Origin of the sequence: Pseudomonas mandelii (assembly GCF_900106065.1) — a bacterium.
Taxonomy (GTDB): domain Bacteria; phylum Pseudomonadota; class Gammaproteobacteria; order Pseudomonadales; family Pseudomonadaceae; genus Aquipseudomonas; species Aquipseudomonas mandelii.
Genome location: NZ_LT629796.1, coordinates 3,087,597 through 3,099,534, shown reverse-complemented (window position 1 = coordinate 3,099,534; position 11,938 = coordinate 3,087,597). Strand labels below are relative to the sequence as shown.

13 protein-coding genes are annotated in these 11,938 nt (G+C 61.5%); 4 read left to right on the top strand and 9 right to left on the bottom strand.

Annotated elements, in window-relative coordinates:
* Window positions 1–8: 8 nt before the first annotated feature.
* Window positions 9–800: a YfaP family protein gene (locus tag BLU63_RS14190; protein ID WP_077749229.1), complete on the bottom strand. Its 792-nt coding sequence runs from the start codon at window positions 798–800 to the stop codon at window positions 9–11.
* Between the two features lie 508 nt (window positions 801–1,308).
* On the opposite strand from BLU63_RS14190, the gene BLU63_RS14185 reads away from it, so the two are divergent.
* The 4 genes from BLU63_RS14185 to BLU63_RS14170 all read left to right on the top strand — a co-directional run bounded on the left by BLU63_RS14185 (window position 1,309) and on the right by BLU63_RS14170 (window position 6,487).
* A complete protein-coding gene (locus BLU63_RS14185) occupies window positions 1,309–1,551 on the top strand; it encodes an exodeoxyribonuclease VII small subunit (RefSeq protein ID WP_007894317.1) in 243 nt (80 codons plus the stop codon).
* Window positions 1,548–2,450: a polyprenyl synthetase family protein gene (locus BLU63_RS14180; protein ID WP_010467332.1), complete on the top strand. Its 903-nt coding sequence runs from the start codon at window positions 1,548–1,550 to the stop codon at window positions 2,448–2,450. Before BLU63_RS14185 ends, BLU63_RS14180 begins: the two co-directional genes overlap by 4 nt.
* A 92-nt stretch (window positions 2,451–2,542) precedes the next feature.
* A complete protein-coding gene (dxs, locus tag BLU63_RS14175) occupies window positions 2,543–4,441 on the top strand; it encodes a 1-deoxy-D-xylulose-5-phosphate synthase (RefSeq protein ID WP_010467331.1) in 1,899 nt (632 codons plus the stop codon).
* 162 nt (window positions 4,442–4,603) lie between these two features.
* Entirely contained in the window at window positions 4,604–6,487 is a 1,884-nt protein-coding gene (locus BLU63_RS14170; RefSeq protein WP_083375663.1) for a TonB-dependent receptor domain-containing protein, read from the top strand.
* 105 nt (window positions 6,488–6,592) lie between these two features.
* Here BLU63_RS14170 and BLU63_RS14165 read toward each other — a convergent pair whose 3' ends face one another.
* The 8 genes from BLU63_RS14165 to ribH form a co-directional block, all read right to left on the bottom strand.
* A complete protein-coding gene (locus tag BLU63_RS14165; protein ID WP_083375662.1) occupies window positions 6,593–7,393 on the bottom strand; it encodes a cobalamin-binding protein in 801 nt (266 codons plus the stop codon).
* On the bottom strand, window positions 7,393–7,812 hold the full coding sequence (locus tag BLU63_RS14160) for a hypothetical protein (protein WP_010467328.1): 420 nt from the start codon (window positions 7,810–7,812) through the stop codon (window positions 7,393–7,395). The genes BLU63_RS14165 and BLU63_RS14160 overlap by 1 nt, the downstream gene beginning before the upstream one ends.
* Entirely contained in the window at window positions 7,809–8,426 is a 618-nt protein-coding gene (gene ribA / locus BLU63_RS14155; RefSeq protein WP_027924335.1) for a GTP cyclohydrolase II, read from the bottom strand. The genes BLU63_RS14160 and ribA overlap by 4 nt, the downstream gene beginning before the upstream one ends.
* 251 nt (window positions 8,427–8,677) lie before the next feature.
* Entirely contained in the window at window positions 8,678–9,415 is a 738-nt protein-coding gene (locus tag BLU63_RS14150; RefSeq protein WP_010467326.1) for a substrate-binding periplasmic protein, read from the bottom strand.
* Between the two features lie 22 nt (window positions 9,416–9,437).
* Entirely contained in the window at window positions 9,438–9,941 is a 504-nt protein-coding gene (locus BLU63_RS14145; protein WP_008033735.1) for a phosphatidylglycerophosphatase A family protein, read from the bottom strand.
* The gene (thiL, locus tag BLU63_RS14140) at window positions 9,938–10,903 is read right to left on the bottom strand and encodes a thiamine-phosphate kinase (RefSeq protein ID WP_077749234.1); all 966 of its coding nucleotides are present in this window, start codon (window positions 10,901–10,903) and stop codon (window positions 9,938–9,940) included. Before thiL ends, BLU63_RS14145 begins: the two co-directional genes overlap by 4 nt.
* A 21-nt stretch (window positions 10,904–10,924) precedes the next feature.
* Entirely contained in the window at window positions 10,925–11,425 is a 501-nt protein-coding gene (nusB, locus tag BLU63_RS14135) for a transcription antitermination factor NusB (RefSeq protein ID WP_077749235.1), read from the bottom strand.
* Window positions 11,422–11,898 carry a 6,7-dimethyl-8-ribityllumazine synthase gene (gene ribH / locus BLU63_RS14130; protein WP_003185938.1) on the bottom strand — a complete coding sequence of 159 codons (477 nt, stop codon included), beginning with the start codon at window positions 11,896–11,898 and terminating at the stop codon, window positions 11,422–11,424. Before ribH ends, nusB begins: the two co-directional genes overlap by 4 nt.
* Window positions 11,899–11,938: the final 40 nt, after the last annotated feature.

The window sequence follows — 11,938 nt, the reverse complement described above, 5'->3', positions numbered from 1 at the left end:
CGGGATGCTTAATAGTTGAAAGTCTTGACCAGCAGCAGGTCACCGATGGCCCGCAGGGGCACGATGAAGGTCTCGCGTTTTTCGTCGACGGTATTTTCGTTGAGCACCAGGTTGATCTGCGAGGTGATCACCTCGTTCTGGTTGCTGGTCTCCTCGAAGTTATAGCCGCCGCTGCCGAAGTTGCCCCAATAGTTCACGTAAACCAGATAGGTGCCATGCATCGGCGCGGTCATGGTGAACATTTCCGGGCCGGGGCCATCGACGCCGTCCGGATCCAACCCGCCGCCATTGCTCATCGCCGGGCGAGCCCAGAACGCGTGTTGGCCGTCGGGGGTAATGATGTGCAGATCGAGTTCGGCTTTCGGGTCATCCCAACCCAGCACCACGCGAATCCGCGCCGGGGTGCGCAGGTTGTTGGCTTCATAGAATTGAACACGCTTGAGGGATTTGCCTTCAGAGCTGCGCACTTCAACGCTGTTGGAACCGGCGCCGAACGCATACGGCCGGGCGAATCGCCCCTGGTCGTCGGTGTACAGATTCAGGGGATTGCCGTTGACGGCCAGCGTATGAGGCCCGCGTTGCGTGCCGATGGCCTTGAGCTGGCCTTGGATCATCGTGCGATTGCGCTGCACGCCCCGGTCGATGGGCGGCGTCGGATAGGCGACTTGAGGATATTCGCTGCGGTCCAGCAGGCCGTTGAAGCGCCAGCCGCCGACCGGCTCCGACAACTCAGCCGTCGGCTCGGCCCAGGCAGCGGTCGCGCAGACCAACGCCATCAGCACCAGAAGAAATGAACGCATGTGACGCCTCCTGCCATGCATAACGAAACCTTGCACCCGATCCTCGGCGCGTTACAGATCCTGAAACTGCGTTTCGTCAGAAAGACCCGTGACTATTGGGTCGTAGAAGGCGCGAAGGTTAGCCATTTGGCGGTTTTTTAACAATCGGATACATCTATATTTGCGGTAGGAATCACGCTCATTTGAGTCCGTGAGCCGAATAGCGCGTTTATTCGGCTCACGAAATGAGCCGAATAATCCCCATCACTCACGGAAGCGACATTCCTTTGTGGCGAGGGAGCTTGCTCCCGCTCGGCTGCGCAGCAGTCGTAAATGGCTGAATGCGGTATTCCTGAAAACCCTGGGTAAATGGTTTTGGGGCTGCTGCGCGACCCAACGGGAGCAAGCTCCCTCGCCACAAGGGGTGTTTTCAACTTGCGATCAAGGCTCAAAAACCCGCCCTCATTTGCCCATACCCCCCATGTCTGCTAGTGTCGCGCCGGTTTAACGTCAACCGGAAATAGCCGCCATGGCCCGCAAAAAAGCTGCACTGGATTTCGAACAATCCCTCGCTGACCTGCAAACGCTGGTGGAGCGACTGGAGAACGGCGAATTGTCGCTGGAAGACTCGCTGACGGCTTTCGAGCAAGGCATCGGTCTGACCCGCGATTGCCAGGCGGCGCTGGCCCAGGCCGAGCAAAAGGTTCAAGTGCTGCTCGAGCGTGATGGCGAGCTGGCCGAGGAACCCTTCGACGCGGATCAGCCGGAATGATTGCTGCGTATTCGGCGACCAGCCAGGCCCGCGTCAACGCTGCACTGGAAACCCTGTTCAACGCGCCGAGCCCTGAGCTCGCGCGGTTGTACGAAGCCATGCGCTACAGCGTGATGAATGGTGGCAAACGGGTTCGCCCGCTCCTGGCCTACGCCGCGTGCGAAGCGCTCGGTGGCAAGGCTGAGCAAGCCAACGGCGCGGCCTGCGCGGTGGAGCTGATTCACGCGTATTCCCTGGTACACGACGACCTGCCAGCCATGGACGACGACGATCTGCGTCGCGGCCAGCCGACCACTCACAAAAAATTCGATGAAGCCTGCGCGATCCTTGCCGGTGACGGCCTTCAGAGCCTGGCGTTCAGCGCCCTGCTCGACCCGCGCCTGAGCACGTCGGACGCTGCTCTCACCTCCGACCACCTCCGCCTGCAGATGGTCAGCGCCCTGGCATTGGCGGCAGGCCCGGCCGGCATGGTCGGCGGTCAGGCCATCGACCTTGGTTCGGTCGGTCTGAAACTTGACCAAAAAGCCCTCGAAACCATGCACCGGCACAAGACCGGCGCGCTGATCGAGGTCAGCGTCAAACTCGGCGCCCTGGCCAGCGGCCGTGCCGAGAAGGACGAACTGAAGTCCTTGCAGACTTATGCACAGGCCATCGGCCTGGCGTTCCAGGTGCAGGACGACATTCTCGACGTCGAAAGCGATACCGAAACCCTCGGCAAACGCCAGGGTGCCGACATCGCGCGCGACAAACCGACCTACCCGGCCCTGCTCGGCCTCGACGCGGCCAAGGCCTACGCCCTGGAACTGCGCGATCAGGCCCTGCACGCACTGCGACCGTTTGACGCGGCAGCCGAGCCGTTGCGCGATCTGGCCCGCTACATCGTCGAGCGGCGCAGCTGACGGCGTATCCGCCAAGTTAAAAGCAACGCGTGGGCAGGGGGCGATGCATCAGGTAAACTGCCGCATCTTTTATACCTATAACGATTCGCCTGATGCCCACGACGTTTCATGAGATTCCCCGCAAGCGCCCGACCACGCCCCTGCTCGACCGTGCCAACACGCCGGACGGCCTGCGCCGGTTAGGCGAAGCCGAGCTGGAAACCCTGGCCGATGAGTTGCGCCTGGAATTGCTCTACACGGTCGGTCAGACCGGCGGGCATTTCGGTGCCGGCCTGGGCGTCATCGAGCTGACCATCGCGTTGCATTACGTCTTCGACACCCCGGACGACCGGCTGGTGTGGGACGTGGGTCATCAGGCCTATCCGCACAAAATCCTCACCGGCCGTCGCGAGCGCATGGGCACCCTGCGCCAAAAGGACGGCGTCGCCGCCTTCCCGCGTCGTTCCGAGAGCGAGTACGACACCTTTGGCGTCGGCCACTCCAGCACTTCGATCAGCGCAGCGCTGGGCATGGCCATTGCCGCCCGCCTGCAGAACAGTGATCGCAAGGCCATTGCCGTGATCGGCGACGGCGCACTGACCGCGGGCATGGCCTTCGAGGCGCTGAACCATGCGCCGGAAGTGAACGCCAACATGCTGGTGATCCTCAACGACAACGACATGTCGATCTCGCGCAACGTCGGCGGGCTGTCGAACTACCTGGCAAAGATCCTTTCCAGTCGCACTTACGCCAGCATGCGTGAAGGCAGCAAAAAGGTCCTGTCGCGCCTGCCCGGTGCCTGGGAAATCGCCCGTCGCACCGAAGAATATGCCAAAGGCATGCTGGTTCCCGGCACGCTGTTCGAAGAGCTGGGCTGGAACTACATCGGCCCGATCGATGGCCACGACCTGCCGACCCTGATCGCCACCCTGCGTAACATGCGCGATCTGAAAGGCCCGCAGTTTCTGCACGTCGTCACCAAGAAAGGCAAAGGCTTCGCCCCGGCGGAAATCGACCCGATCGGTTACCACGCCATCACCAAGCTTGAGCCCGTTGATGCGCCGGCCGCTGCACCGAAGAAATCCGGTGGGCCGAAGTATTCCGGTGTGTTCGGCGAATGGCTATGCGACATGGCCGCCTCTGATCCGCGCTTGGTGGGCATCACCCCGGCGATGAAAGAAGGCTCCGACCTGGTGGCGTTCAGCGAGCGTTTCCCGCTGCGTTACTTCGACGTGGCGATTGCCGAGCAACACGCCGTGACCCTCGCCGCCGGCATGGCCTGCGAAGGCGCGAAACCTGTTGTGGCGATTTATTCGACCTTCCTGCAACGCGGTTACGATCAACTGATCCATGACGTCGCGGTACAAAACCTCGACGTGCTGTTCGCCATCGACCGCGCAGGGCTGGTGGGTGAAGACGGCCCGACCCATGCGGGCAGCTTCGACCTGTCGTTCCTGCGTTGCATCCCCGGCATGCTGGTGATGACCCCGAGCGACGAAAACGAATTGCGCAAAATGCTCACCACAGGTCACCTGTTCAACGGCCCGGCGGCGGTGCGTTATCCGCGCGGCACCGGCCCGAATGCAACGATCGAGAAAGACTTGCAACCGATTGAAATCGGCAAAGGCGTGGTTCGTCGCCAGGGCAGCAAAGTCGCCCTGCTGGTGTTCGGTGTGCAACTGGCCGAGGCGCTGAAAGTCGCCGAGACGCTGGATGCAACCGTGGTCGACATGCGTTTCGTCAAACCGCTGGATGAAGACCTGGTTCGCGACATTGCCGGCAGCCATGAGTTACTGGTGACGATCGAAGAGAACGCGATCATGGGCGGCGCCGGTGGCGCGGTCAGCGAGTTCCTGGCGCGTGAAAACATCCTCAAGTCGATGCTGCATCTGGGCTTGCCGGACAGTTACGTCGAGCACGCGAAGCCTGCGCAGATGCTGGCCGAGTGCGGGCTGGATGAGGCCGGGATCGAGGCTTCGGTTCGCCAGCGCCTGCAACTACTCAACATCTGAACAAATGCAAAACCCCTTGTGGGAGCGAGCCTGCTCGCGATAGCGGTCTGCCAGTCACCTCTTCTTTGACTGACACACCCTCATCGCGAGCAGGCTCGCTCCCACATTGGTTTTCTGTGCCTTTCAAAATTGTGTTCGCTTTAAAGCGCCAACGGATTACCGATGAAACTCTCCCCCCTCGCCCTGACGCTGACCCTGCTGCCGGCCGGCCAACTCCTGGCCGACACCTTCGAACGCGATCAAGCCCTGAAACTCCCCGAAGTGCTGATCAGCGCCAACCGTCAGGTCGAAGCGCGTAACGACAGCAGCGCCGCCAACACCGTTTTCACCCGCGACGACATCGACCGCCTGCAACCGGGCAGCGTCACGGACTTGCTGAGTCGTGTACCCGGCGTGCAAGTCGTGCAAACCGGCGGGCGCGGCAGTCTGCCGGGGATCTACATTCGCGGCACCCAGTCAGCGCAGAGCCTGGTGCTGGTGGACGGCCAACGCATCGGCAACTCAACCTCCGGCGACAGCAACCTGCAACACATCAACATCGACCAGGTCGAGCGCGTGGAAGTGCTGCGCGGCTCCCGTTCGGTTATTTATGGCAGTGATGCGATTGGCGGCGTGATCCAGATTTTCACTCGCCGTGGTGGCGAACAAGGCCTGCAACCACGTATGCACATAGGGTTTGGCAGCCATCAGACCTGGGAGCGCAGCCTCGGATTATCCGGTGGCGATGAGAAAACCCGCTTCAACCTCGGCGCCAGCCTCGATGAAACCGCCGGGATCAACCGCACCCACGAGTCCTATCCCAGCGACAGCGATCATGACGAATACCGCAACAAATCGGTCAGTCTGAGCCTGAGCCATGCCCTCACCGACGACATCGAAATCGGCGCCAACCTGCTGGATAACCGCGGCAAAAGCGAGTTCGACAATCCATTCGGGCGCTTCGACACGACGACCTTCGAATCGCTCCAGCAGCAGCCTTACAGCGACTTTGCCGTGAGCAGCATCAGCAGTTATGTCGATGCCAGGATCAACGACATCTGGAAAACCCGCGTCGAATTCGGTCACAGCGAAAACCGCGAGAAGACCCTCGACAAACTCAGCGATGAACGCAGCGTGTTCAACACGTACCGTGATTCGGTGAACTGGCAGAACGACCTGACGCTCAATGAGCGCAACAGCCTGATTCTCGGCGGCGACTGGTACGAAGACCGGATCAACAGCAGCACCCCGTTCGACGAGGACAGCCGTTGGAACCGCGCAGCTTTTATCCAGCATCGCTACCAGGCGGACAGTTTCTCCACGGAACTGGGTCTGCGCCGGGACCAGAACCAGCAGTTTGGCGGCCAGAACAGCTGGAGCGGCACCTTCACCCTGCCGCTGAACCCGGACAACGACGTATTACTGACCTACAGCGAAGGTTTCCGCGCACCGACCTTCAATGACTTGTACTACCCGGACTTCAGCAACCCGGACCTCAAGCCTGAAACCTCGAAAAGCTACGAGCTGCAATGGCGCAGTCAGTTGACCGAGACCAGTCGTCTCGAAACTTCGCTTTATCGCACGGACCTTGAAGACGCGATTATTTTTGGCAGCAACTCACGGCCACAGAACGTGGCTTCGGCTCGGATCAACGGGTTCGAAGCGGCTCTGAAACAAGAACTGTTCGGCTGGCAGAGCAACCTCGGCGTGGCGATCATCGACCCAAGGGATCGCGACAGCGGCCATACCCTGGCCCGTCGTGCGCGGCGCACCTTGAGCCTGGACCTGGATCGTCAGTTCGACCGGTTCGGCCTCGGCGCCAGCTGGCAAGCGGTGAGCAGCAGCTATGACGACTTGAACAATCAACAGCCGTTGGGTGGCTATGCCCTGCTGGGGTTGCGCAGCAGCTGGGAATTGAATCGCGAGGTCAAGCTTGAGCTGAAAGTCGATAACCTGCTGGACAAGGGCTATAGCCGGGCGCTGTACACCCATGATGGCAGTCAGTATGGGTATCGCGAGGAAGGTCGGGCGTGGATGTTTGGGGTGACCTGGACGCCTGGACTCTGAATGTGCGGTGTTCGGGCGGGCCTCTTCGCGGGCAAGCCTCGCTCCTACAAGGATCACCCCGGACCTGTAGGAGCGAGGCTTGCCCGCGAAGGACGCACCTTGGTCTTAGCGGTCGGGCGCGATGACCTGGCAAAGTTTGGCCGTCGCCTCGATCATCTGCCCACTCGGCCGCTCCAGCCCCTTGTCCGTCACCAACAGCAACCGCCCCTGCGCCACCGCCGCCACCTGCGGCCAGGCTTTCCACGCCTCCAGCTGCGCCTGATCACTGGCCAGAATCACGTCGGGATTACGCTGCAACACCGCCTCGACGCTGACCTGCGGCGCCGGCAATGTCAGGTCGGCGAATACATTGCGCGCCCCGCACACCTCCAGCGCATCACTGATGATCTGCCCGCCGCCAACGGTGTACAGCGGCCGATCCCACACCTGATAAAACACCCGCAACGGTTGATCCCGGCGATATCGCTGGCGCAGCAGATCCAGGCGCTGGCGTAATTGCGCGGCCAATGAAACGCCACGCTCAGGCCGACCGAGTTGCGTGGCAATCGCTTCGATCTGCGCAGTCAGTTGTTCGAGGTTGTGGGGTTCGGCGACATACGTAGGGATGTTCAGGCGCTTGAGTTGTTCACGCTGGGCCGGGCCAACGCTGCCGGGCCAGAGCAGAAGTAAATCGGGTTTCAGGCTGAGCAACTGCTCCATTTCCAACTGGCCATAGCGGCCAACCGATGGAAGCCCGTTGAGTTCGGCAGGACGTTCACCGGCATCCAGCACGCCGACCAGAAGGTCCGCGGAGCCCAGTTCGACAACGATTTCAGACAGAGACGGCGCCAGGCTGACAACGCGCTCAACAGCGCAGGCCATGCCGCTGCCGGCCAGCAGCATCAGCGCCAGCCAGAAGCGATACATCAGCCGAGTTGACGCGGGATACGGTAGAGGTAGAACAGCACGGTGGTCGACAGCGCCAGCAGCACCAACGGCACCGCTTCAAGGCCGACGAACACCGCCAACGCGCCGATCCAGGCCGGCAGGCTCGCAACCAGCAACGCCGTGCGGCGCTTGGCGGCCAGGGTAATCCAGGCGGCGGGTTCTTCCGGGGTGTCGAGGGCTTTCTGGGTGGCGATCAATGCGTGCTTGTAGCCACCAAAAAACTTCAGGCTGACAAACATCGAGGCGACACCAGCGATGAAAAATGGCATCGCCAGCACCGGCAGGAGCGCCTCGCCCTGGCCGAACACGCCATTGATCACGAACAGCGGCAGCAGGGCCAGAGCCAGGTATTGCCACCAGTTCAAGGACAATCGCCGCCGTACTTGACCGCGCGTCACGCCCGGTCTGCCTCGCCCTGATGCTCGTTGCCCATCATGTGGTCGAGCTTGCTGGCCTTGGTGGCCAGGTAGAGTTTGTTGTGCGGATTGTGACCGGTGTGCAGCGGCACACGCTCGGCGACCACGATGCCCATGTCGGTCAAGGCTTTGACCTTGCGCGGATTGTTGGTCATCAGGCGCAGGGATTTCACGCCCAGGTGCTCCAGCATCGGCAGGCACATGGCGTAGTCACGCTGGTCGGCGGCGAAGCCCAGACGCTCGTTGGCTTCAACGGTGTCGGCACCGCCATCCTGCAACTCATAGGCGCGGATCTTGTTCAGCAAGCCGATGCCACGGCCTTCCTGGCGCAGGTAAAGCAACACGCCACGGCCTTCACGAGCGATGGCCTGCAAGGCGGCCTCAAGCTGCGAGCCGCAGTCGCAACGCTGGCTGAACAAGGCGTCGCCGGTCAGGCATTCGGAGTGCAACCGACCCAGTACCGGAGCACCGTCGGCGAACTCACCCAGGCTCAGCACCACGTGCTCGCGTCCGTTCTCTTCATCGAGAAAGCCGTGCATGGTGAATTGCGCAAAAGGCGTTGGCAGCTTGGAAGCGGCGACAAAAACGACAGGCACCGGTGTGCTCCTGATCAATGAGTACTGGAGTTTCGCAGAGGCGGCATTGTAACAGCAGGTTCCTACAGACGCTTAGGCTGAATTATGGGGCATAACGATCAAAAAGTTAGATCTCAGGTCCGTCCAAGCACCCTGTGGGAGTGAGCCTGCTCGCGATAGCAGTGTGTCGGAACACCGATCTTTAACAGATAGTCGCCATCGCGAGCAGGCTCACGCCCACAGGAAATCATCAGTGCCACAGGGACTTGTGTTCATTTCGAATCGAACGGATAGGGTTGTTTCCAGCGTTCGAAGATCGGTTTCAACCGGCCGCTTTTCACCAGCAACTCCATGCGCTCATCGAACAGCGCCATCAACGTCCGAGCCTTGGGCGTATCGGCGAAGCACAGGTACAGCGGCAATTCCGCGATGTGGGTGCGACGAAACTGCGAAGGATCCTTGGCCCACTTGAGGACATAGTCGACTTCGGTCAGCGCATCGATGTAGTAGTCGGCGCGGTTGTGGGTCAGCATCGACAGAATCCCGGTGCGCCGGATGACTTCGTTATAGCGCTGCACGTTGGGCAGGTAATCCTGGTAGTCGTAGCCGCGGACCCAGGCCAGTCGATAGTTGCCCAGCGTCTCCAGGGTCGGTGCCGGATTGCTTGCCAGGCCCAGGGCGTAGATGTGATCGGTATCGAAGTTCCAGCGCGGATAAAGCAGATCGCTGTTTTCATCGCGGTAGGAGCCGACACAGGCATCCACTTCGCGGAGTTGGGCCAGGCCTACGGAGCGGGTGTAAGGCTCGGTGCGGATGTCCAGTTTGACACCGGCCGGCTCGAACACTTCCCGCAGCACGTCCCAACCCAGGCCATGACCGTCAGCGGCGGTGTAGTCTTCCCAGTCTTCGCTGGCCAGATGAATCACGGACGGCGTCGTCGTGGCATCGCCCGCTCGGACGATCGAGCAAAACATGGCGAACACCATCACAACCCACCAGCGCCGAGCCATCCCTAGTCCCCTGTCTCGCCCGTCAGGCGAAAATCCACACCAGCCCTTGCATGGCCAACCACGCAAACACGCCTGCCAATACGTCATCGAGCATGATCCCGACGCCACCGTGCACATGCCGGTCGATCCAGTGAATCGGCCAGGGCTTGAGAATGTCGAAGAAGCGGAACACCAGGAACCCCGCCAGCAACCAGTACCAGCCTTCCGGCACCAGCCACAGGGTGATCCACATCCCGACCATTTCGTCCCAGACGATGCCTTCGTGATCGTGCACCCGCAAATCGTCGGCAACCTTGCCGCACAGCCAGAAGCCGAACAGCATGGTGATGCCGAGCATCAGCCAGTAACCCCAGTCGGGCAGCATCTGCCACAACGGGATAAAGGGTAGCGCAACTAACGAACCCCAGGTGCCCGGTGCCTTTGGCAAGGTGCCCGAGCCGAAGCCGAACGCCAGGAAATGCCAGGGATTGCGCCAGACCGAAGGCGGTACGAATTCCGCCGGGACCTGTTTGGGATGATCTGTCACGGTGTCTCCCGAAAATGTTGATAGCCCCGGGTTTGCGGGGTGATGTCCTGTCCATCGGCGTCCAGCAGTACCACGCCCTGCCCGGCCTCTACCCTGCCGATCACATGGATCGGCCAGCCGGCGGCCAGCAACGCGGGCAACTCGACGGACGGTAGGGTGAAGGCCAGCACGTAATCGTCCCCGCCGCTCAACGCTGCCGCTTCGGCGCCCGATTGGCCGAGGAAGGCCACTAAAGCGTTCGACAGCGGCAATCGGTCCCGTTCAACTTGAATGCCGACCTTCGACGCCAGGGCAATATGCCCGCAGTCAGCGAGCAGGCCGTCGGAGATATCCAGCGCCGACGTGGCCTTGCCGCGTAGCGCCTGGCCCAACGCCAGCTGCGGCCGCGGCGACCAGTAATGGGCCAGCAATGGATCAGCGATGGCGGCGTCAGCCGTCCGCTGCCCCAGCACCAGCGGCAAGGCACCCGCTGCATTGCCCAACTCACCGCCCACGCAGAGCAAATCGCCGGGCTGCGCACCGCTGCGGGTCAACGCCTTGCCGGCCGGCACACGACCAAACACGGTCATGGTCAGGCTCAGCGGCCCGCGCGTGGTATCACCGCCCACCAGCGCCACGCCACAGTGCTGCGCCATGACGTTCAAACCACGGGCGTAAGCGTCCAGCCAATCGACGGTCACCGTCGGCAAGGTCAGGGCAAGGGTAAAGGCAACGGGGGTGGCGCCCATGGCGGCCAGATCACTGACGGCCACAGCCAGCGAACGCTGACCGAGCAGAAAAGGGTCGCAAGGCTCTGCGAAATGCACGCCGGTAACCAGCGTGTCGGTGGAAATGGCCAACTGCTCCCCGGGGGGAACAGCGAGCAAGGCGCAGTCATCACCGATCCCGAGGGCAACGCCTTCGCCGCCTTGCGCACAAGGCGCGGCGGCGAAGAAATTGCGGATCAGCTCAAACTCGCCCATGTGGCAGCTATCAAGCGCCGATTAGCGCTTGAACGCCTTCACTTCAGCTTCACGCAGACGCGGGGCCAGCTTGTCGAGTACGCCGTTGACGAATTTGTGGCCATCGGTGGAACCGAAGACTTTCGCCAGCTCGATACCTTCGTTGATCACAACGCGGTACGGCACATCGACGCGCTTGAGCAGTTCCCAGGTCGACAGGCGCAGAACAGCCAGTTCAACCGGGTCCAGCTCTTCGATGGTGATGTCCAGGCACGGCGTCAGTGCAGCGTCGATTTCAGGCTTGTTGGCCGGAACGCCGTGCAGGATGTCGTGGAAGTACGCGGCATCGACATCGCTGAAATCGTTATCGACCCGAAACTGCGCTTCGATCTCGTTCAGCGACTGCTTGGCCATGTGCCACTGGTACAGCGCTTGGGTCGCGAGCTGACGGGCTTCGCGACGCTTGACGCTTTTCGATGGCTTGCCGGCATCCGCAGGCTTTGGATCGCGCGGGTTGAAACGATCACTTTCGTCGCTAATCACTTGGCCTCCAACTGCGCCAGCAGGCTGACCATTTCCAGAGCGGACAGGGCAGCTTCGGCGCCTTTGTTACCGGCCTTGGTGCCGGAACGTTCGATGGCTTGCTCGATGGAATCAACGGTCAGCACGCCAAATGCGACTGGAACGCCAAACTCCATGGACACCTGGGCCAGGCCCTTGGTGCATTCGCCAGCCACGTATTCGAAATGCGGAGTACCGCCACGAATGACCGCGCCCAGGGCGATGATTGCCGCGTACTCGCCCTTCTGAGCGACTTTCTGCGCAACCAGCGGGATTTCGAAGGCGCCAGGCGCGCGGATGATGGTGATGTCGCTTTCGCTCACGCCGTGGCGAACCAGGGCATCAACTGCACCGCTGACCAGGCTTTCAACGACGAAGCTGTTGAAGCGGCCCACTACCAGAGCGTAGCGGCCTTTAGGGGCGATGAAGGTACCTTCGATGGTCTTCAGGGTCATTCGTTAGATCTCTTAAAGAGCCGGGACGCGTTTTCTACGC